General features: G+C 68.5%; 21 protein-coding genes. 12 read left to right on the plus strand and 9 right to left on the minus strand.

From position 1 onward, the window contains the following. Nucleotides 1-48: 48 nt before the first annotated feature. From GCN81_RS31285 to GCN81_RS31315, 7 genes are all read right to left on the minus strand, one after another. Nucleotides 49-504 (minus strand): hypothetical protein, encoded by a 456-nt coding sequence (locus GCN81_RS31285; protein WP_156727903.1) that lies wholly within the window; start codon nt 502-504, stop codon nt 49-51. 14 nt (nt 505-518) lie between these two features. After that, entirely contained in the window at nt 519-986 is a 468-nt protein-coding gene (locus GCN81_RS31290) for a hypothetical protein (RefSeq protein WP_156727904.1), read from the minus strand. 204 nt (nt 987-1,190) lie between these two features. After that, a complete protein-coding gene (locus GCN81_RS31295; RefSeq protein WP_156727905.1) occupies nt 1,191-3,305 on the minus strand; it encodes an FtsK/SpoIIIE domain-containing protein in 2,115 nt (704 codons plus the stop codon). A 143-nt stretch (nt 3,306-3,448) separates the two neighbouring features. After that, a complete protein-coding gene (locus tag GCN81_RS31300) occupies nt 3,449-3,766 on the minus strand; it encodes a hypothetical protein (RefSeq protein WP_156728018.1) in 318 nt (105 codons plus the stop codon). Then, nucleotides 3,753-4,190, minus strand: coding sequence for an RRQRL motif-containing zinc-binding protein (locus GCN81_RS31305; protein ID WP_231627091.1), 438 nt, complete (start codon nt 4,188-4,190; stop codon nt 3,753-3,755). Before GCN81_RS31305 ends, GCN81_RS31300 begins: the two co-directional genes overlap by 14 nt. Continuing rightward, entirely contained in the window at nt 4,190-5,089 is a 900-nt protein-coding gene (locus tag GCN81_RS31310; protein ID WP_156727906.1) for a DUF2637 domain-containing protein, read from the minus strand. Before GCN81_RS31310 ends, GCN81_RS31305 begins: the two co-directional genes overlap by 1 nt. Beyond that, nucleotides 5,086-5,355, minus strand: coding sequence for a DUF6284 family protein (locus GCN81_RS31315; RefSeq protein ID WP_156727907.1), 270 nt, complete (start codon nt 5,353-5,355; stop codon nt 5,086-5,088). The genes GCN81_RS31310 and GCN81_RS31315 overlap by 4 nt, the downstream gene beginning before the upstream one ends. Before the next feature lie 612 nt (nt 5,356-5,967). Here GCN81_RS31315 and GCN81_RS31320 point away from each other — a divergent pair. The 4 genes from GCN81_RS31320 (at nt 5,968) to GCN81_RS31335 (ending at nt 11,326) form a co-directional block, all read left to right on the plus strand. Next, nucleotides 5,968-6,774, plus strand: coding sequence for a GntR family transcriptional regulator (locus GCN81_RS31320; protein WP_156727908.1), 807 nt, complete (start codon nt 5,968-5,970; stop codon nt 6,772-6,774). Beyond that, nucleotides 6,771-7,442 (plus strand): YdcF family protein, encoded by a 672-nt coding sequence (locus GCN81_RS31325; RefSeq protein WP_156727909.1) that lies wholly within the window; start codon nt 6,771-6,773, stop codon nt 7,440-7,442. The genes GCN81_RS31320 and GCN81_RS31325 overlap by 4 nt, the downstream gene beginning before the upstream one ends. Nucleotides 7,443-9,682: 2,240 nt before the next feature. Next, on the plus strand, nt 9,683-10,447 hold the full coding sequence (locus GCN81_RS31330) for a hypothetical protein (RefSeq protein ID WP_156727910.1): 765 nt from the start codon (nt 9,683-9,685) through the stop codon (nt 10,445-10,447). A gap of 684 nt (nt 10,448-11,131) precedes the next feature. Continuing rightward, the gene (locus GCN81_RS31335) at nt 11,132-11,326 is read left to right on the plus strand and encodes an antitoxin (RefSeq protein ID WP_156727911.1); all 195 of its coding nucleotides are present in this window, start codon (nt 11,132-11,134) and stop codon (nt 11,324-11,326) included. A 112-nt stretch (nt 11,327-11,438) separates the two neighbouring features. On the opposite strand, the gene GCN81_RS31340 is transcribed toward GCN81_RS31335, so the two are convergent. Further along, nucleotides 11,439-12,359: a bifunctional DNA primase/polymerase gene (locus tag GCN81_RS31340; RefSeq protein WP_156727912.1), complete on the minus strand. Its 921-nt coding sequence runs from the start codon at nt 12,357-12,359 to the stop codon at nt 11,439-11,441. Between the two features lie 367 nt (nt 12,360-12,726). Between GCN81_RS31340 and GCN81_RS31345 the strand changes: the two genes are divergently transcribed. From GCN81_RS31345 to GCN81_RS31380, 8 genes are all read left to right on the plus strand, one after another. Next, a complete protein-coding gene (locus GCN81_RS31345; RefSeq protein ID WP_156727913.1) occupies nt 12,727-13,038 on the plus strand; it encodes a hypothetical protein in 312 nt (103 codons plus the stop codon). Nucleotides 13,039-13,262: 224 nt separating this feature from the next. After that, the gene (locus GCN81_RS31350; RefSeq protein ID WP_156728019.1) at nt 13,263-14,432 is read left to right on the plus strand and encodes an acyl-CoA dehydrogenase family protein; all 1,170 of its coding nucleotides are present in this window, start codon (nt 13,263-13,265) and stop codon (nt 14,430-14,432) included. After that, nucleotides 14,429-15,436 carry a bifunctional MaoC family dehydratase N-terminal/OB-fold nucleic acid binding domain-containing protein gene (locus GCN81_RS31355; protein WP_156727914.1) on the plus strand — a complete coding sequence of 336 codons (1,008 nt, stop codon included), beginning with the start codon at nt 14,429-14,431 and terminating at the stop codon, nt 15,434-15,436. The genes GCN81_RS31350 and GCN81_RS31355 overlap by 4 nt, the downstream gene beginning before the upstream one ends. A gap of 1 nt (nt 15,437) precedes the next feature. Beyond that, complete coding sequence (locus tag GCN81_RS31360; RefSeq protein WP_156727915.1) at nt 15,438-16,553, plus strand: acyl-CoA dehydrogenase family protein; 1,116 nt, start codon at nt 15,438-15,440, stop codon at nt 16,551-16,553. After that, entirely contained in the window at nt 16,550-16,993 is a 444-nt protein-coding gene (locus GCN81_RS31365; RefSeq protein WP_156727916.1) for a MaoC family dehydratase, read from the plus strand. Before GCN81_RS31360 ends, GCN81_RS31365 begins: the two co-directional genes overlap by 4 nt. Further along, nucleotides 16,990-18,156: a lipid-transfer protein gene (locus tag GCN81_RS31370; protein ID WP_156727917.1), complete on the plus strand. Its 1,167-nt coding sequence runs from the start codon at nt 16,990-16,992 to the stop codon at nt 18,154-18,156. Before GCN81_RS31365 ends, GCN81_RS31370 begins: the two co-directional genes overlap by 4 nt. A gap of 203 nt (nt 18,157-18,359) precedes the next feature. Beyond that, nucleotides 18,360-18,902: a SigE family RNA polymerase sigma factor gene (locus GCN81_RS31375; RefSeq protein WP_156727918.1), complete on the plus strand. Its 543-nt coding sequence runs from the start codon at nt 18,360-18,362 to the stop codon at nt 18,900-18,902. A gap of 143 nt (nt 18,903-19,045) precedes the next feature. After that, nucleotides 19,046-20,710, plus strand: coding sequence for a long-chain fatty acid--CoA ligase (locus GCN81_RS31380; protein ID WP_156727919.1), 1,665 nt, complete (start codon nt 19,046-19,048; stop codon nt 20,708-20,710). Here the strand turns inward: GCN81_RS31380 and GCN81_RS31385 are convergent. Further along, on the minus strand, nt 20,694-21,281 hold the full coding sequence (locus GCN81_RS31385; RefSeq protein ID WP_231627092.1) for an antibiotic biosynthesis monooxygenase: 588 nt from the start codon (nt 21,279-21,281) through the stop codon (nt 20,694-20,696). The genes GCN81_RS31380 and GCN81_RS31385 overlap by 17 nt on opposite strands. Nucleotides 21,282-21,313: the final 32 nt, after the last annotated feature.

A 21,313-nucleotide genomic window follows, 5' to 3' on the forward strand; every position in this document is an offset into this window, starting at 1 on the left:
CAAGGGCGGCCCGAGGCTTTGGCGAGACGCGGGCCGCCCTTGGCGTAGCTACTGGCTGGCTGCCCAGGCGGCGTACTGCTGGCGGACGTAGGCGCGCGGGTCGCAGATGACGCCCGGTTGGTCGGTGTCGAGCAGGTACAGGGCCGCGGCGTCCGCGGCCTCGGTGGCGTCGCTGTCGTTCTCGTCCTGGAGGGCGATGCGGTCGAGCACGGCGGCTTTGCGCAGGTAGTAGTCCCGTTCCAGCTCGGTGAAGTACTCGGCGGAAGCGAGGATGTGCGTGGTCCAGCCGATTTCGCTGAGGATGCTAGGGGCGTGCGCGTACGCCTCTTCCGGTGTCGGCCACTGCTCGGGCTCGGGCCGGTGGTCGGCGGTGGCGTACAGCCGCAGCCGGGTGCGGTCGCGGGTGGGGTAGGCGCGTACAGACTTCAGGGAGAATGCCTGGTTCAGGGCGGTGGTGACGCGGCTTTCGTCGTCGGGGGCGCAGATGGCGCGGATCTCGAACACGGGCAGGATTCCTCTCATCCGTGGAAGTGGTTGTGTTTGAAGACGGCCTTGCGGATGTTGACCGTCGTCCTGCTCCCGCCCCTGCTGTGGCTGCTTGTGCCGAGGATCTGGAGGGCGATGTAGCCGCCGAAGAGGACGGCGGCCAGGATGATGAGCTGGGTGATGAGCGCGGTCAGGGCGGCGATGAACGCGGTGAGCAGGAACAGGCCGCCGCACAGGGCGCCGAACCCGATCCCGCCCAGGGCGATGTTCACCGCCGCGCGGGAGACGGGCGGCTTCACGGCGACGGGTTCAGGCTTGGCGGGTTCGATGGCGTAGCCGGTGACGATGCGCCCGTCGGACAGCACGATGCTCGCCACGGCCGGGACGGTGGTGGCCTGCACCGGCACGAGCGGCGCCGCTAGGAGGGGCGTCACGGGGGTGGGCTGGTGGACGGTCACGGCCCGTTCGTCGGGAGCGTGGCCAGGGTTCTCGGGGTGCATCCGGAATCCCTTCTCAGGAGGGTTCAGGGAGGCGGGACCACCCCCTGTCGGGGGTGTTGTGGAGGGGGTTTCGGGGGTGTTGACCTGCGGGCCTCCCTGCCTCCCTGATGGATCATTGATGCTGGTCAGGGGCAGGGAGGCGGGCCAGGGAGGGGTTCAGGGAGTTCTCCCTGCCTCCCTGGCCCGGACGGGTGTGGCTCCCTGTCATCCGTCGGCGGAAGCGGAACCGTCGCTGTCGCGGTTGGCGAGCGCGCGGGAGACGCGGTCGCGTCCGACGACCATGCGGCCGTCGGACTTGTACGGCTCGGCTCCGGTGCCGTCGAGTACGCGCTTGAGGTCGAGGAACGACCACTTGCCGTAGGCGTCCGCGTTCAGCGCGGCGAGCCGCTTGATGACGTCCTGGGTCAGCACCCGCGCCGTGTCCCCGATGACGTCGGCGATGTCGGCGAGCGGGTCGCGCTGCTCGCCGCGGTCGATGGTGTGCAGGGTGGTGACGCCGTCGCGCAGCGCCTTGGCGCGGTCGGTGAGGGCTTTGGCCGCGTCGTCGTCGATGTAGTGCGTGCGCACCGTGATGGACGACTGTCCGGCCGGGATGTCGATGCCTGAGGAGGCGAGGACCAGGGTGCCCTGGTCCAGGCCGGGGCGCAGCAGGTTCGGGGCGGCGCCGCCGTCGACGGCCTTGTCCCCGAGCGCCATGCGGGCCTGGGATTCGGTGCCCAGGGCGAGGGAGGCGCGGGTGTGGGCGCCCTCGCGGACGAGCTTGGGGAGGTTCTGGTCGGTGGGGTCCTGGGTGCCCTGCCACATCAGGACGTTGACCGCACGCCCTTGGTTGTGGATTTTGCGGACGGCCATGAAGTAACGGGAGTTGGACTTCGCGCCGCCGTAGGGGCGCTTGTCCGCGTCCTTGACCGGGCACATGAACGCCATCTGCGCCTCGTCGACCAGGACGATCAGAGGCGGGAAGGTCGTGCCGGGCGGGGCCTGGATACGGCGGTTCATCTCGTCCACCGCTCCCTCGACCATCTCGGTCACCTGGATTACGTGGTCGTCGGTCGGGCCCTGGATCAGGGTGGTGGCCAGCCCGTCGAACATCGCCCAGTCGCCCACGCCCTTGAGGTCCCCCATCAGGAACTGCACCGACTTATCCAGCGCCAGCCACAGGGCCAGCGAGCGCAGGGCCACGGTCTTGCCCTGGTTGGACAGACCGGTGATCAGCAAGTGCCGCTGATACAGGCTCAAGCTCGCGGCATCGCCGCGCAGGTCCTGGCCCCAGGGGGCGCGGCCCTTGGCGTAGTCGGCGGTCAGCGTGTCGTCGGTGACCAGTGGGGAGGGACCGATCGGCTCGTCCAGCGCACCCGAGTCGGCAACCCACAGACGCACCGTGCGGGCGGCCTGGGGGATGGTGATGAACACTTCGTGTTCGTGGCGGGTGAGGTTCTCCGCCAGCTTGCGGCGCCGGTTTTGCACCTCGATCGTGGAGACCCCCGAGGGCAGGGTGACGTCGACCTCCACGCCGCATCCGGCGATGGTGATCGGCCCGAGCATGGCCGCACCGACGTCGCCCATCTCCTTGATGGCGCTCCGCAGCGCCGGTACCCCCAGGTCACGCAGGGCCTTGACCACGATGGACGGCGTAATCGGCTCACCCTCGCCAGAGCGCGCCTTCGCCGGGAGCGCCCACTGTGGGGCGGCTTGCTGGCGCTGGCCGACGGCCCACAGGGCGAGCAGGGCCAGGATCGGGCCGAGTGTGAGCAGCGGGCCCCACACGATGCTCACGATCCAGATGAGCAGGCGGATGAACTCGATGACGGCCAGCAGGGGGGTGAGGACGTCGGCGGGGTCCTTGGTGGCCACGGCCAGCACCACCCCGAGCCCGACCAGGGCACCGATCCCCATGCCGGTGCCCACCGCCATGCCCTTGGCCGCATCGACCGGGGAGTGGAGCAGGTCCATGCGGCGCCGGTGGCGGGCATCGCGGTAGCGCTGTCCGCGCTCCTCCCACTCGGCGGCCACCTCGTAGTTCCCTGCGGCTTCGGCTGCGCGCAGCATGCGTTCGTAGCGGGCGGCGGTACGCCCGTCCCAGGTGCGGTGGGCCACGATCCGCGTACCGCCGACCACGTACATGCTGTGGCGGACCAGCGCCCGTCCAGTGGTGCGGGTGCGCTCGTGGGTGGCGCAGGTCTTCAGGGCGCGGCCGGAGCGCACCCATAGCGGCACCGGTGTGGGTGCGGCCGGTTCGGGGACCACCGTCAGGTCCGGTCGGGTGCCGCCGGTCGGCGGGTCGGGGTTCTTGTGCAGGTGAACGACGTTGTCACTCATGACGCAACGACTCCTGAACACCCCACTCGGGGGCGGGAAGGTGAGGGCATACCGGGGTGGCCGGTTCTGTGACAGGACGGCCACCCCGGCAGGGGAAGGTGCGGGTCAGCCCGACGACGGGGCAGGGCGCCGTCGGGCTGCGGTCACCACCACCCGGAGGACTTCTTGGCGGCCTTGGTGGTGGCGGCCTCGGTCACGAGCCGCGCTCGTTCGGTCTGCAACGCGGCGATCTCCGCGACCAGCCGGGTTTCAGCGGCGCTCCAGGCCGTGTCCAGCTTCTGTTCGGCGCGGTCGGTGCCGCGACCCCGCACGACCCGCACCGAGCCGCCGGTCAGGGCCGCCAGGACCGCGCGGCGCTCGCGGCCATCCAGCGGCCACAGCTCACGGTTGCGGACCGCGTCGAGCTTGCGGGTGGTCTGCTGGATCGCGCGGTCCAGGCGCCGCGTGTCAGCCTTGGCCATCATCAATCCCTCCTCGGGGACGCGTGGTTGCCGATGGGGGCGGAGCGGTGGAGCTGGTGGAGTCGTGGCACGGCAGGCACATGCCGAGGGAGGTCGGCAGGCAGTAGCCGTAGACCACCCGGCAGACGGGGCAGGTGCGGCGGGCCAGCATCGCCAGCGCCAGCGCCCCGCACCTGCGCGACGTCATCGGCCGGACCGGCTTGGCCAGGTCGGTGCGGTAGAGGTAGGCCACGGCCACCCCGCCCTTGCGGCGCCGGGAGCGCCGCATCACCTGCGCCGCGACCGGCTGACCACCAGGACGTAAGCCCTGGGCGCGCAGTTGGCGGCGGGTGGCGTAGCCGTCCGGAGCGTACTTCCACGGGAAGGTCGGTATCCCGTGCCGAGCGCCGCTCGGGTCGTAGCACTTACCGAACGCGGCCGACATCACGCGGCCTCAGACGCGGCGGGACTGGCGGACCGCTCGGCGCGCAGCGTGTCGCGCAGAGTGCGGGCGTTCTTCGGCGAGGTATGCACCGCCAGCCGGATGCCCTCAGCGGTCAGCTTCGCGTCCGGCCAATCGGCCGTCACCGTACGGGCCTCAGCGAGGAGTTGGCCCGCAGTGCGCCGGGGTCGCGCCGATCGGGCAACTTCGGGAACCCGACCGGTCGCCCGACGCGGGCGGGTCGACTCTGCCGCCACGGTGTGCCGCTCGATCGCCGCCACCGGGGTCGGGTCGGCCGTCGACACCGGCTTGAGCGCCAGAGTCGACTTCACGAACCCAACGGGCACCGGGATCGGCATCCGTACCGGGTTCGCGGGCCGCGGCACCGGGGTCGATTCCGGCAGGTCAGCCATAGACTGATTACTGATGGTCTCGGTCGATTCCTCCGGATTCGTGTCTGCGGCGGGGACCAGGGCGGGCCGGTGGTGCAGCACCTTGGCGACCAGGTCCGAGCCGAAGTAGATCGACCCGACCGGCAGTGAGGTGGCCAGCAGTACCAGCGCCCAGTTGGCGGGGTCCCAGTCGGCCAGTCGACCCCACTCGACCGATCGGCCATGCAGTTCCGGGACGAGGCCGTGCACGTAGTTGAGGACCAGGGAGGCGATCGTGTAGACGGCCAGCACCCGCAGCGCGAAGCGCCGGTCGCGACCGGCCAGCACCAGGGTGGCGACCAGGGCCAGGGCCATCAGGCCGTCGACCACGAACGGGTACAGCATCGCGGCCGTGGCGTCAGCGCCGATGGCCTTGGCCACGTCCCGCAGCGCGTTCCAGGAGACCCGGAACGCCATGGCGACCACCACGACCAGAGCCAGGACGAGCAGCGTCTTGCCCGTGCGGTTCATGCCGCACCCCCGGCCGCCGTCTGGCGGGCCGTGCGGTTGGCCAGCTCCCGCCGCGCGGCCAGCACCTTGCGGCGTGCCCGGCGGATACGCCGCGCGTCCAGCTCCGTCGGGGTCCGGTCCAGCGTGATGATCTGCGCGTCCAGCAGCTCGACCCCGGCCAGGATGACCGGCATCTCCCGCTCGATCGCGTCCAGCTCCGCAGCCGTCGGCTCACGGTCGAGAACGTCGGCGGTAACAACCGCCTGAACAGCACCGATGTACTTCATGGGTCGTAGGTCCCTTCACGAAGGAACGGCCCGAACAGCACCCCCGGAGCTGCAACTCCGGGGGCGCCCGCCGTTATGGAGCCAGCGGATTCCAGCTCCCTGCGACCCCGCCCGTACGGCACCACTAGGTACGCGGAACCGGACGGGCGGAGGAGGCAACCGGCGCGGCGCTAGCCGCCGCGAGTCCGTGGAAGGTGACCGGCTGGCCGCAGCACCGCGAGGTGCTCGCAGACCGGGAATGGAGCGGCGAGGCCGTGCCGGTCGATCACGGCCGTGCCCAACGCTTTCGTCGGCTCACTGCCACTCCTTCAACTCGCTGAACAGGGGATACGCACTGCAAAGGGGACCGTGTCCCCACCCTCCGGCCGTTGCTCGCGGTCACCGGGCCACCTCGCCAGTACGGGCCGAAACCCTGTTCCACCTGGCCTTTAGCGGGATTGCAGCGTCCCCGCCCTGCGCTTTTCGTGCGGCGTGAAGCAGCCCCAAGAAGGGCCCCTTCCACTCGCTGTCCCAGGACTGCGGGCACCTTGAGAAGACAATGCACCCGCAATCCTGGGACTGTCAACAGTCCTGGGACTGTGATTCACTGGGGCGTGTCGAGAGGAGTTCTGCGTGGCACCCAAGTGGCGGGAGCTGGCGGACCGGTTCGCCGAACAGATCAGGAACGGCGACTACGCGCCGGGCGACCAGTTGCCCCAGATCAGAGAGCTGGTGGAGGCGGGCGAAGGCTCTAAGTCCACCGTTCACGCGGCGTACAAGGCGCTGGAGGCGGAAGGGCTCGTGACGTCGTCGCGTGGTCACGGCACTGTCGTGCGCCTGCGGGCACCTCTCAAGCGGCTCGGCATCGCCCGGTACGACAAGGCGAAGTGGCGTGACGGCGACGAGGTGGCGTTCATCGCGGACCGCGTGGCATCGGGGCGGGCCTACAAGCGCAACGAGCAGACTCAGACCGTGAGCCGTACCGAGGCGACCACCCTTGTCGCCGAGGGGCTTGGAGTTCCTGTCGGCTCTGGCGTGTATGCCCGGGCCCGGCTCGTGAAGGAAGGCGCGCAGCCAACCCACACGCTGACGAGCTACTACCGGCCCGAGCACGTTGAGGGGACCCGCATCGTCGACCCCTCGCCCGGCCCTGCCGGGCGTGGCGGCGGGTACCGCGTCTTGTACGACGCCGGGTACGAGATCGATCACATGAAGGAAGCGGTGTTTGCTCGGGTGCCCACCGCAGACGAGGTACGCCTTCTCCAGCTCCCTGCCAGCGAACCCGTGGTCGAGCTTCACCGGACCACGTACACGGCAGATGGCACGGTGGTTGAGTTCGCCGTCGGAATCCACGCGGCCTCGCGCTTTGCGTGGGAGTACGAGTTCCAGGTGCCCGACTCCGCCCGTGACAGGGCCACAGAAGAGGAGAGCCAAGCGTGATCTCGGAACAGGACTGGGCAGATACCCGCCTCTTGTGGGACTACCAGCAGATGGGCCACGAGCCGCGCCCCTGTTCGGTTGGTATCGGCCTAGGCAGTCATGACCTCGGCGTCGCCGACACGACCGTCGACCTGTACCAGCGCGGGATGATGCCGCTGATCGTCTTCACGGGCGCCACGAGCCGCACAACCCGGGAACGCATGCCCCGCGGCGAGGCTGAGCACTACAGGGATCGCGCCCTTGAGCTGGGAGTGCCGACGAACGTCATCCTCGTGGAGCCCAACGCTCGGAACACCGGCCAGAACATCACCCTGTCGCGCGATCTGCTCGAAGAACACGGGGTCGATGTGTCGTCGGTGCTGCTCATCAGCAAGCCGTACGAGGAGCGACGGGCCCACGCCACCGCGCGCAAGCTCTGGCCCGAGGTCGAGTTCGTCAGCGCGTCCACCCCCATGACGCTCGCCGAGTATGTCGACGCGATCCAGGACGCACGCCGTGTGATTGACATGCTCGTTGGCTCCCTGCAACGGCTGCTGATCTACCCGGCTCAGGGGTTCATGGTTGCGCAGGACGTGCCCACTGACGTGGTCCGCGCGTACGAACGGCTCGCTTCCCGCGGGTTCACGAGCCGCCTCGCTCCCGAGGCTCCCCGGCGAGAATCGGCGTGACTTGAGCCGCCTTCGCCATCCCCCGGTCAGGATCGCCGCCTGTGCCCCCGCGCCACAGTAAGAGGGGGCTCATGCCTACACCGATGACGGCTTTCAGCGTCTCATGGGCTATGTGGGCCAGCAGCACCACGAGGAAGGGTTGAGGCGACGTTCCAGCAGGTCAACGTGGTGTAGGTGCGCACAGCGCAACGCCCTTGCGGACCGTCACTGTCCGAGCGCGGTCATACTTTCCTTTCTTCGTCAAGGCTCGCTTCGCTCGCGTGGCTGGCCTCCACCAGCCGCGCACGCCGACCAGCCTCCATCCACTGAGCACCTGCCCACGGTGTCGGCTCTCCCGCTCCCGTGGACGGTGCCCCGTGGCTGGGGTGGTCGGCTCCGCGACTTTAGCCAGCCACTTTGGCGCGAGCCTCGAAGATCATGGCCCCAACGTCGTGCTTTGCCGGGCAGGTCCACAGACTGCCCGACGCGCTGGAAGCTTACGGGGCCATGATCACTCGCGCCAAAGCAGCTCCCGGTCAAAGTCGCTCCGCCGACCTCCAGCGTCACCTTACGGCAGCTAAATGCGAGAAAGCCTCAATGGACCGCTTGACCTCCCGCGTGCCGAGTGGCGAACTATGCTCGAATTTTTCCGGACGCCTCCCTGCATCTGAGAGCGCCTGGACGAAGGGATCTACTGCACTTAAGAGCTCCCTAAGAGCCCGCTCAGTCCTGCGAAGCATGAAGCGAGTCCGGACATCAAGAGGGCTAATAGTTTCCCTCACTCCGGACATAGCGACAGCAATATCGACTTGCAAGTAATGCACAAAGTCACGAAGCGCGTCGCGCGCTAATGTCATCTGCTCCATGCAAACTTGCGGGTCGCTGGCCTTGGTCGCAGCTTCAAGGTACCCCTTCGCGTAGAGAGCTTTTTCAACGCCCTCAAGCAGGACTAATTTTAGTTCCTTGACACGCTTCGCAGCCGCGCTCTTGTTTTCAGCAATTTCACCGGGCGACGGTGGCGTATACCCAGGTCCACTGTGCGTCAGAGCGTGGAGAAACCGATCAACGCTGCCCCTAGACTCGACCCAGGTGTCAGCGTCGGATGCCTCGACCTCATAGCCAGGCCCCTTATGGGCTAACGCCTGGAAGAATTGAGTACGATTCATTCTTCACACACCACCTTCGCTAGCAGCCGAAGGGCTTGCAGCTATGTTTACCCCGTTCGAACCACTTCCGTCGTTAACCTGGCCAGGATTAGCCTGCTCTGCCTGGGCAGAAGCTGCCACCTGGGGCGCGGCTAGCTGCCACTTGTCGATGATCGCCGGAGCACCAGCACCCACCATGATTGCCCCAAGGGCGCCTAGCTGGCCCGTAGCCGCGAGACCCCAAGCAACTCCACCCCCCAGTACGATGCGGATCAGCTCAACCGTCACCCACATGGGTATCGTTGGGCCATCCTTGACTTTCCATGGCCACTGACTCTTGAGCTGCACATACCTATAGAGCGTCACTAATGACACCAAGGCTCCACCGGCAGCCCCGCATAAGAACATCTGCCAATGCAACGCATCCCCCCCGACCTAAAAGGCCACCATCCCGCATCAGCTCAGAGTACCGCCCAACCACACGTCTCGTCAGCATGACGTACCATCAACTCCCTTCAGCGCTAAGGCAGTAACGCAAAACAGCGCATCGAGCGAACACGTGTCCGAGTCGAGTTGGCAGGTCAGCAACTAGGAAGCGTCCAGCTAGACCGAAGCTAAACCCATACGTGTGATGAACCACCTCGCATGCGCAGGAGGTGACGGGAGCGGTGGTCACCGTGATCGACAATCGTTCACCGCCACCAGTACTCCGAACGCCTGTTGACGCCCCTCCAAGCTTCGCACCGCACTGGCATCGCTAGCTCGTGGACTATCCGTGGACAGCCCGTAGGCAACTGGACCGGCCAGGGTGCCTGGCCAGCACGTTGTCGACCAAACGAAGGGCCCTCCGAAGCCATCGCGCATACAGCAGCGGAGTACAGCAACCCTGGTGACTGGCTTCAGACGCCCATGTCTCTTGCGGACTACCTGACCTGTCCAGCAGACCTCAGCGACCTCCCCGCCCGTAGTTCGCATCGAGGGGAAAGATCTTCTGCCCGGCTGGAGGCGACGAGCAACCAATCAGCAATGTTCTAACCAACGACGCGTCGAGGCTGATCAGCACGAGATGCGTGGCGGCCTCTCCACAAATGCTAGGAGCGCTCCTACACTGCAGCCATGCCCGAACCCGCTGATCCCGATCCGCCCGACTCACCCGAGGAGCCCGAAGCAGAGGCTTTGCCTACATTGGCCCGAACGCTGGCCAGCATCGTAGGTGTTCCTTTGACCAGCGCCGGGGCAGTCGCTGTTTTCACGACAGACAATCAGGCCGGGAGCGTTGCCCTCGTCCTTGTGGGCGCTCTTTTTCTGGTCATGCTGGTCAGCGGAAACCCACTGCAAAGCCTCGGTCATGGCAACACGCAACTCCGCTTCGCATTGGCCAAGAGACGCAAAAAAGAGCTGGAGCGCATCGAGGAAACTCCGCCGGAAGCCGCTATCGAAAGGCTCGCTGCTCTCAGGGCTGTAGACCCAGGCGCAAGCAAAGATCCATGGTTTATTCAAATTAGTGCGCAGGTTTACGAGCGATTGATCGAGCGGCGTATCACCGATGCCCTACCGTCTGGCGGGAGCGCGCAGTTCGCCACCCTGGACGAAGGTTTTGATTTGCGTCTATCAATTCCCAGGGGGGACCATGTTAGCGTCACTATCAAATTCCGCCCCGCTACCTCTCTTGTCTCAGTCCGTGAAATCCAGAGATTCATCGGAATGACTTCAGCCGTCGGGAAAGCAATCATGGTGGCTAACGTCCGCCTTTCTCAGCCCGCAGCCAATGCATTGCTACAGGCTCGGGAGAATGGAATTCGCGCCCAGTTTATTTGTTGGCGTGATCAACAAGATGACTCAGAGCTACGATCCGTAGTGCAACAGATGACGAGCGGCTAACGGCAGGGCCCCTCAGCTATAACGGTGCCAGCGAGAGCTCCCATGCCAGCATCAGCCCACGTGGACTATTCGCGGACTGGGCATCTAAACTCAAGGATCTTGATCCCTCTGACCTGCACATATACGTAGGAGCGAAGGGCCCTCCGGAGCCGTGTGCGCCTGACATGCGGCGGCTGCGGCGGTTTGTCGGTGACATCCATGGCTGACATCAACAACCCCGGACGCGGGCGGATCGAGGCGGAGCACTGGGGAAGAAGACCGCCACCCGTGGCGTGACGGTCCAGCGGCTATGAGGTGCCTTGATCGAACTCCTAAAGCGGGTGCCGACCCACGCGGCGTGCTTCATTTCGTCTCGCCGTACAGACGGCTGTGGGCCATGTGTGGGCCAGTACGGGCAGTTGAGCCGCTTGGCCGCGTATCGAGGCAGGTCAGAGTGCTGCGGAGGCTCAGGGCGCGACGCTCTTGAAAACCGTCGTGGCGCGAGTCACCGTGGGTTCAAATCCCACACCCACCGCAGCAGGTCAGCGTATGCGCTGGTCAGTAGGGGCGCCTCAGTTCTGGGGTGCCCCTTCTTCATGTGCCTTGCCCCCGATCCTTCACAGGGGCCGCGTCGGCTCCGGATGCGGTCTGTGCGATGGGCCGTGACCCTGGAGGGGGAGCTGAAGCCATGGCAAGGAGGCCACGATGTCTGTGATGGACAAGCTCAAGCAGCTGCTGAAGGGTCATGAGGATCAGGCCGGGCAGGGCATCGACAAGGCCGGTGACTTCGTCGACGAGAAGACCCAAGGCAAGTACAGCAGCCAGGTCGACTCCGCCCAGGACAAGCTCAAGGAGCAACTGGGCGGGGACCAAGGTCAGGGCCAGCCGCCTCAGCAGTAGCGCGCGGGCGGTCCGCAGCATTCTCAAATGCCGTACGCACCGCAGCGGTTCAGCGCCTTCGCTGGTCAGAAGGGGTGCCCCGATTCCGGGGTGCCCCATCTGGCGTCGCTCCTCAGATGCTGGCCGGGCCCCGGCCGCGTATGAGGCGGGCGGCTGAGGCGATGGTGGCGCGGGCTTCGTGTTCGGGGAGGCCGGTGTGGCGGGCGGCGTGGGTGAGGGGTTCGGTGAGGGTGGGGCCCAGGCCGGTTTCGTAGGCGCGGCAGGCGGCCCAGAAGAGGCGGGTGTTGCGCTGGCCTTCTCGGGCGGCGAGGACGAACTGGATCAGGCCCTGGCCGCCGCTGTCGCTCCCGCTGCTCCGGCGGTTGCCTGCTTCACGGTCGTGGGGTGCGGGCGGGGGCGCGAGGAGGCGGAGTAGGGCGCGTGGGCAGGGGGCGGGCGCCAGGTGGGCGGTGCCGGGGGCGGTGCGGTAGGCGCCGTGGGCCGAACGGGAGCCGGGGCCGACCAGGTAGCCGCCCGCGCCGCGTACGTCGATTCCGGGGGCCAGGCGGCTCGCGGAGTTGGGGATGACGAGGTCGGGCGGGCCGGTGAGCCAGAGGTGGCGGCCGCCGCTGGGGGTGAGGACGACCACGGTGTCGGGGATCGTGAACAGGTGGCGCAGGGCGAGTTCGCGTAGGGCCGTGGAGGTGGATCGGTCGGGCTTGGTGTCGATGTCTATGCCTACGAGGTGGTGTGGGGGCAGACCGCAGGCGATGCCGTAACCCGTGGCCCAGGGGGCGGCGGCGAACAGGTGTCGGATGTGGGCGGGGTCGGTGGTCGCGTCGTACACGCCGTGGCCGGGTCGGCCGCACTCGCCGTGGCAGACGGGGCTCCCCGCCGGGTCGTCGTGGTGGGGCGAGCGGAGCGCGGGCAGCTTGGTGCGGGAGAGCGGGATCACGGCCAGTCCGCGCTCGGCGGCGGAGAGCGCGTGCGCGAGGGCCAGCGTGCTGGTGGGCCGGTCAGGGGGCTGGTCAGGGGGCCGGGCAGGGGTGGCCATGACTTTAGTTTCGCACTTGTGTTCGAAGTCGGGAAGAGGGGTCGGCGTGTCGGGTGCGTGTTGGGTGCGTGCGGGGCGGTTGGGGAGGTTGGCTGAAAATGTGCCGAAACGCTTCGCCTGTTGTGGGGGCGGGAGTTGGGGTGCGGTGCCGGGTCGGGTGGGGGCTGCGGGGTGGAGAAGGAGCTGTGAAGGGGTTTATCGGCTCATCGTCACGCTTGCGAGGGAAAGGTGCTGGGAAGGGTGGTTCGCCGGGGATTCGGTGGGCAACTCTGATCTCGCGACGTCGTGAACATCGCTGAGGCGGTCGGCCAACTGCCTTCGCAAAAGCCGCACTTACCGGCACCTGCCGGTTCTGGAAGGAATTGACATGGCAAGCATCCGTACCGCTCGCGTAATCGCCGTCGCCGCCGCGCTCCCGCTGACAATGGCGCTGTTCTCCGGCGTCGCCTCGGCCGACAACGGCGGCTTCGCGAACGACGGATCCAACGTCAGCGTGGCGACCATCACGGGGAGTGGCGTCGGCGGTAGCAACAGCGGCAACTCCGCGACCAACCAACTAGTGGCCACCGGCTCCGGCGCCTCGAACCAGAACAACAACGCCCAGGTGAACGGCTCCGCCTTCACGGCGATCGACCAGTCGAACGACCTCACCACGGTCAACTTCACGAACCTCTGGTGAGGCGGGGCCTTCGGGGAGCACCCGGAGGTCGCTCCAAAGGGGTGGTGTGAGGGCCTGCGCGGCGGCACGAACTGTGCCGCCGCGCAGGTGCGTTCGGGGGCATGCTCGGGGGCGTGATGTGGGGTGTGTTCGGGTCGGGGGATGTGCCTTGTGACCTTGACACCGCTGGGGATCTGACGGACAGTCAGAAACCCGTTCGTATGAGGTCCAGGGAGGCCGCCGCCGTGTACCTCGCCCCCACCGAGCGCCAGCGCCAGCTGCGCGCCGAACTCCGCGCGTACTTCCGCGAGGTGCTGCCGCGCGACCGCGCCGCCCCATACGCCGACGATCCAGCCGAACAGCGCCGACTGCTGCTGCGCATCGGCGCGGACGGCTGGCTCGGGCTCGGCTGGCCTGTCGCGTACGGGGGCCAGGGGCGCGGCCCCGACGAGCAGTTCGTCTTCTTCGACGAGGCCTACCGCGCGGGTGCGCCGGTCTCGATGGTGACCCTGAACACCGTGGGCCCGACCCTCATGAAGTACGGGAGTGAGCAGCAGAAGGCGTACTTCCTGCCGCGCATCCTCAGCGGCGAGATCGTCTTCGCGATCGGCTACAGCGAGCCGTCGGCGGGCACCGATCTGGCCTCGCTCCGTACCCGTGCCGTACGGGATCACCAGGACTGGCTGGTTGACGGGCAGAAGGTCTTCACCTCCAACGCGCAGAACGCCGACTGGATCTGGCTGGCCTGCCGCACCGACCCCGAGGCACCCAAGCACCAGGGCATCTCGATCATCCTGGTGCCGACCGACGCGTCCGGGTTCTCGTGGACACCGATCGAGACCGTGGGCGGCCAGCTGACGACGGCCACGTACTACGACTCCATCCGGGTGCCCGCCGCGAACCTGGTCGGTGCGGAACACGGCGGCTGGGAGCTCATCACCAACCAGCTCAACCACGAGCGGGTGGCCCTGGCGGCGATCGGTATGCAGGCCGAGGACGTGTACGCGAGCGCGCTGGCCTTCGCCCGTACGCCCGACCCGGTGACGGGGTGGCGGCCGGTTGACGCGCCGTGGGTGCGGGCCCGGCTGGCTGAGGTGCATGCCCGGCTGGCGGCGACCCGCCTGCTGAGCTGGCGCCTGGTGGGGGACGTGGGCGCCGGGACGCTGACGCCCGGCGACGCGAGCGGCGTGAAGTTCCTGAGCACCGAGTCGGCCGTCGAGGTGTACCGCATGTGCCAGGAGGTGGTCGGGGACGCGGGGTTGGTGCGGGCCGGGTCGCCGGGGGCTTTTGGGGACGGGGAGTTGGAGCGGATGAACAGGGCGGCGCAGATCAACACCTTCGGGGGCGGGGTGAGCGAGGTGCAGCGCGAGATCGTGGCGACGGCACGGCTCGGGATGAGGAGAGTGCGGCGGTGAGCGGGGAGCGGGCGTCCGAGGGAGGGCTGTATGAGCGGCTGAGGGCGTACGAGGGGCGGGTCGCGGTCGCGGCGGGGCGCGGCAAGGATCCGGTCAACGAGGCGATGATCCGGCACTGGTGTGAGGCGATGGGCGATGCGCACCCCGGCTATACGGGGCCGGACGCCGTCGCGCCGCCGACCATGCTGCAGGCCTGGACGATGGGCGGCCTCTCGGGGCATGCGGGCCAGCATGGACGTGCGGGGCAGCATGGACGTGCGGCGCAGCATGGACGTGCGGGGCAGGCGACGGGGTCGGCACGCTCAGCCGCGTACGAGGAGCTGACCGCGCTGCTGGACGGCGCTGGGTACACCTCGGTGGTCGCGACCGACTGTGAGCAGGAGTATCTGCGGCCGCTGCGCGTCGGAGACGAGATCACCTTCGACGCGGTGATCGAGTCGGTCTCGGAGCAGAAGACCACCAAGCTGGGGACGGGCCACTTCGTCACGACCCGGATGGATGTGCGCGCGGGCGGCGAGCTGGCGGGCACCCATCGCTTCCGGATTCTCAAGTACGCGCCCGCGCACAGGAAACTGAAGGACAAAAGGCCCCGGCCGGTGGTCAATCGGGACAACGAAGGGTTCTGGGACGGCGTGCGGCAGCACCAGCTGCTGATCCAGCGGTGCGCGGAGTGCTCGGTCCTGCGGTTCCCCTGGCTGCCGGGGTGCAACGCGTGTGGCGCGCAGGAGTGGGACACGGTCGAGGCGCGCGGCGAAGGAACCGTCTACTCGTATGTGGTGATGCACCATCCGCCGTTCGCGGGTTTCACGGCTTCTGATCATGCCGCTGGCGCGGCGGGTCCGTACGCGGTCGGGCTGATCGAGCTGGTGGAGGGCGTACGGATGGTCAGCAACGTCGTCGGCGTACCGGCCGACAAGGTGCGGATCGGGATGCCGGTGCGGCTGGAGTTCCTGCGGGTGGACGACGACGTGGAGCTTCCGGTCTTCCGAGGAGGTGAGGGCTGACATGGACTTCACCCCCACGCGGGAGCAGGCGGCGGCGCGGGACCTCGCGGCCCAGATCTTCGGCGACCTCTCGACGCCCGAGCGGCTGGCGGCGGCCGGGACGAGCACCGACCCCGAACTGTGGAAGGCGCTGTGCGAGGCCGGGCTCACGGCCGCCGTGGCGGAGGACGAGGTCGGGCTGCTCGGCCTGGTGCTGATGCTGGAGGAACAGGGGCGGACCACGGCGCAGGTGCCGTTCGCCGCGAGCTGTGTGTACGGCGTGCTCGCGGTCGGTGCGCAGGGTTCGGCTGAGCAGCGGGAGCGGCTGCTGCCGGGGTTCCTGGACGGTACGGCGGTCGCCACGGGAGCGATTCCGGCCCGTCGTGGCGGAGGCGGTGGTGGTGGCGGTGGCAGTGGCACCGTACGGGTTGACGACGGCGGGCTGTTGACCGGCGTGGTGGGCCCGGTGCCGTGGCTGCGGGATGCCACGCATGTGCTGGTGGCGGCGGCTGACCAGAGCCTGTGGATGGTACGGGTCGCCGACGCGGCGCCGGCGCCGGAGCCGGAGCCGGTGGAGCTGACGGCGCCCTGGTCGGGCGGGCGGCTGGTGCTGGCGGGCACCCCTGGTGAGCGGCTGGGCGGGGCGCTCGCCGAGCGGGAGGAGGCAGAGGCGGGCGCCGCGTACGAGGCGGTGCTCGCCGATGCCCGTACCGCCTTCGCCGGGCTGCAGGCCGGGGTGTGCGCGGGGTCGCTGGCCCGCGCGGTTGAACACACCTCGACCCGCGAGCAGTTCGGGAAGCCGCTCGCCGCGAGGCAGGCGGTCCTGCTGCGGGCCGCCGACGCCCATATGGACACCGAGGCGATACGTGTCACGGCGTACGAGGCCGCCTGGCGCAGGGACGAGGGCCTCAGGCACAGCGCCGCCGCGCTGACCGCGGCCTGGTGGGCGTCGGAGGCGGGCAAGCGCGTGGTGCACGCGGGCCAGCATCTGCACGGCGGTACGGGGGCCGACCTGGACCATCCCGTGCATCGGCACTTTCTGTGGGGGAGGCAGCTGGACGCGTACCTCGGGTGTGGGTCCGAAGTGCTGGAGGAGCTGGGTCAGTTGATCGCAACGAACGGGGAGGAGCCGGTATGAAGGGCGCGCCGCCGCCGGTACGTGTACCGGTACGTGCAGGGGACGAGCTGCCGCCGCTCACGATCGAGATCACCCGGCTGCTGATCGTCTCCGGAGCCATCGCCTCACGCGACTACCAGGATGTGCACCACGACGCCGCGGCAGCCGTCGAAAAGGGCTCCCCCGACATCTTCATGAACATCCTCACCACCAACGGCCTGGTCGGCCGGTACATCACCGACCACTTCGGCCCCCGCTCCGTCCTCCGGAAGGTGGCCATCCGCCTGGGAGCGCCGAACTACCCCGGAGACACCATGGTGTTGACGGGAACGGTCACCCACATCGAAGGGGACGCCGTCCAGGTGAAGGTCATCGGCGTCAATGCCATCGGGCGGCACGTCACCGGCACGGTCACCGTCATCGTCGACCAGGCAGCTGACCAGGGGACGGGGGCCGTATGAGCGTCCGCGGACGGGACTCACTCGGCGGCAAGGCCGCCATCGTCGGCATCGGGGCCACCGAGTTCTCCAAGGACTCGGGCCGCAGCGAGCTGAAGCTGGCGGTCGAGGCGGTACGGGCCGCCCTGGACGACGCGGGGCTCGTGCCGGGCGACGTAGACGGCATGGTGACCTTCACGATGGACACCAGCCCGGAGATCACCGTCGCCCAGGCGGCGGGGATGGGCGAGCTCTCCTTCTTCTCGCGGGTCCACTACGGCGGCGGCGCGGCCTGCGCCACCGTCCAGCAGGCGGCGCTCGCCGTCGCCTCCGGGATCGCCGAGGTCGTCGTCTGCTACCGGGCGTTCAACGAGCGCTCCGGACGTCGCTTCGGCTCCGGGGTGCGGCACCGCGAGCCGTCGGCCGAGGGCGCCGCGCTCGGCTGGATGCTGCCGTTCGGACTGCTGACCCCGGCGTCCTGGGTCGCCATGGCGGCGCAGCGCTACCTGCACACGTACGGGCTGACGCCGGAGGCGTTCGGGCAGGTCGCCGTCCTGGACCGGCGGTACGCGGCGACCAACCCGGCCGCGTACTTCCACGGCAGACCGATCACCCTCGCCGATCACGCGGCCTCCCGCTGGATCGCCGAGCCGCTGCGGCTGCTCGACTGCTGCCAGGAGACGGACGGCGGGCAGGCGCTGGTGGTCACCTCGCTGGAACGGGCCCGGGACCTGCCGCGCCGACCCGCTGTGATCACCGCCGCCGCGCAGGGCGCGGGCCGGGCCCAGGAGCAGATGACCAGCTTCTACCGGGACGACCTCAGTGGGCTGCCGGAGATGGGCGTGGTCGCGCGGCAGCTGTGGCGGACCTCCGGGCTGACGCCTGGCGAGATCGATGTCGGCATCCTCTATGACCACTTCACGCCTTTTGTGCTGATGCAGTTGGAGGAGTTCGGCTTCTGCGGCCCTGGCGAGGCCGCGGACTTCGTCGCGGCCGACGCGCTGCCGCTCAACACGCACGGGGGGCAGCTCGGCGAGGCGTATCTGCACGGGATGAACGGCATCGCGGAAGCCGTCCGGCAGGTGCGCGGGAGCGCGGTGAACCAGATTCCGGGCGCGTCCACCGTGCTGGTCACCGCGGGTACGGGGGTTCCCACGTCGGGCCTCATCCTGCGGGAGGACCGCTGAGGGCCGCTGGAGCGCCCGGTGGTGAACCGCCGGTGCCCGCACCCTGATCGCGGGTCGATATCAGGGGACACCCCTGAGGGCCGGGGGACGCCTCCTCCACCCTTGGGAGGTGGGGCTACCGCCCCTCGTACAACCTGAGGCGGACACCGCTTCAGGACCTGCGGCCGATCCGCTGAGGTAGGGGGCGCTTCTAGCGTAGAGCCATGACCACGCCTGTCTGCACCAGCGCATCCAAGGCCACGACGAGGCCCGCCTACCCCTCGTTCGCCTCGTATATGCGGGCCCGCCAGCCCGTGCTGCTGCGTACCGCGCGCTCGCTGACCGCCAACCCCAGCGATGCCGAGGACCTGTTGCAGACAGCCCTCACCAAGACCTACGTCGCATGGGAACGGATCGAGGACCACCGCGCCCTCGACGGCTATGTGCGCCGGGCCCTGCTCAACACGCGCACCTCACAGTGGCGCAAGCGCAAGGTGGACGAGTTCGCCTGTGACGAGCTGCCGGAGCCGGACCCGGTGCCGGTGGCCGACCCGGCTGAGCAGCAGGTTCTCCGGGACGCCATGTGGCGCGCGATCATGAGGCTGCCCGCCCGGCAGCGGGCGATGGTCGTCCTGCGGTACTACGAGGACCTGAGCGAGGCGCAGACCGCCGAGGTGCTCGGCGTCTCCGTCGGTACGGTCAAGAGCGCGGTCTCCCGGGCGCTCGGCAAGCTGCGCGAGGACCCGGAGCTGCGCCCCGTTCGCTAACTATCAGCGCCTTTGCCCCCATTTTCCGGGCGGGCAGATTTAACGAATCCCTTTCTCGTCCTCTCCTTCTAGTGACATACCAAGTGGTATGCGGTGAGAATCGGCGCAACCCTACTGCTCCGTAGCGCCCCCGGGAGGACGCCGTGCTGAGCACGATGCAGGACGTACCGCTGACCGTGACCCGCCTGCTCAGGCATGGGTCGACCATCCACGGCACGTCGCAGGTCACGACGTGGACCGGAGAAGGCGAGCCCCAGCGCCGCAGCTACGCCGAGATCGGCAGCCGCGCCGCGCAGCTCGCGCACGCCCTGCGCGACGACCTCGGAGTCGACGGCGACCAGCGCGTCGCGACCCTGATGTGGAACAACGCCGAACACGTCGAGGCGTACTTCGCGATTCCCGCCATGGGAGCCGTACTGCACACCCTGAACCTCCGGCTGCCCCCGGAACAGCTGGCCTGGGTCGTCAACCACGCCGCCGACCGCGTGGTCCTTGTCAACGGTTCGCTGCTGCCGCTCCTCGCGCCGCTGCTGCCGCATCTGGCCCCCGTCGAGCATGTGATCGTCAGCGGTCCCGGCGACCGCTCGCTCCTCGCGGGCGCGGGCGCGAGCGTCCAGGTGCATGAGTACGAGGAGCTGCTCGCCGGTAAGCCGGAGAGCTACGACTGGCCTGAGCTGGACGAACGCCAGGCCGCCGCCATGTGCTACACCTCCGGCACCACCGGCGACCCCAAGGGCGTCGTCTACTCACACCGCTCCATCTACCTGCACGCCATGCAGGTCAACATGGCCCAGTCGATGGGCCTCACCGACCACGACACCAGCCTCGTCGTCGTCCCCCAGTTCCACGTCAACGCCTGGGGGCTCCCGCACGCGGTCTTTATGACCGGCGTGAACATGCTGATGCCGGACCGCTTCCTGCAGCCCGCGCCGCTGGCCGAGATGATCGAGAGCGAGCGCCCCTCGCACGCCGCCGCCGTCCCCACCATCTGGCAGGGCCTGCTCGCCGAACTCACCGCCAAGCCGCGCGACATCAGCTCCATGAAGCAGGTGACCATCGGTGGCTCGGCCTGTCCGCCCGCGCTGATGGAGGCGTACGACAAGCTGGGCGTCCAGGTCTGCCACGCCTGGGGCATGACGGAGACCTCGCCACTCGGCACGATCGCCCGGGTCCCGGCCGGGGTGGGCGCGGACGAGGAGATGGGCTACCGCCTCACCCAGGGCCGCTTCCCGGCCGGTGTCGAGGCGCGGCTGGTCGGCCCCGGTGGCGAACATCTGCCCTGGGACGGCGAGTCGGCCGGAGAGCTGGAGGTACGCGGACCGTGGATCGCGGGCGCCTACTACGGTGGCGCGGCGGGCGAAGACTTCCGGCCTGCCGACAAGTTCAGCGAGGACGGCTGGCTGAAGACCGGTGACGTCGGCGTGATCACCGCCAACGGCTATCTCACCCTCACCGACCGCGCCAAGGACGTCATCAAGTCCGGTGGCGAGTGGATCTCCTCGGTTTCGCTGGAGAACGAGCTGATGGCTCATCCCGAGGTCGCCGAGGCGGCCGTGGTCGCCGTACCCGACGACAAGTGGGGCGAGCGGCCGCTGGCCACCGTCGTACTGAAGGAGGGCGCGAGCGCGGACTATGACGCGCTGCGGAGCTTCCTCGCCGAGCGGGTCGCCAAGTGGCAGCTGCCGGAGCGCTGGGCGATCATCCCGGCGGTGCCGAAGACGAGCGTCGGCAAGTTCGACAAGAAGGTCATCCGCAGGCAGTACGCGGACGGCGAGCTGGACGTCACCAACCTCAGCGACCAGGGGTGAGCCATCGGCGCAGGAGTTTGCTGATGGTCGGCATGGCCACATAGGTCATCAGGGTGCTGAACAGGACGGCGAACACCGCCGTCCGCAGCACCAGCGGAAGACCCGTGAGGTGCGGACCGAGCACCGCGTTGCCGAGCAGCGAGATCGGGAAGATGGCCAGTCCTGAGCTGATGGCCATCTTCCAGCGCGGCGGCGCGGGCCGGGCCGAGCCCGGCTTGGCGAACCACGTTTCCATGCCGGTCAGCTCACGCCGGGCTATCTCCGAGTGGAAGTGGCCCTCGCAGTTGGCGAACCACTCGGCCCGCTCAGGGGACTCCTGCCACCTTCGCAGCGCCTCCGCGTCCCGGAAACGATGGACGAGGAACCACGGCGCGCCCTCCGCCGACGGCCGGAACAGGCCGTGGCCGAGGTGCCCGGAGATCGCCGTGGCGGCGTCCAGAATGCCCCGGGCCCACTTCTCGAACGACTCCTCGTAGCCCGGCTCGACTCGACGGGCGATCAGCAGGGTGACCTCGCCGTTGTCGGCGGGGACGGTGGGGTGCTCGATGGGTTCTCTGGGTTCGGTGCTCACGGGGGGCCACTCCTTGTTTCACGTGAAACAGC

Origin of the sequence: Streptomyces apocyni (genome assembly GCF_009739465.1) — a bacterium.
GTDB classification, from domain to species: Bacteria; Actinomycetota; Actinomycetes; order Streptomycetales; family Streptomycetaceae; genus Streptomyces; species Streptomyces apocyni.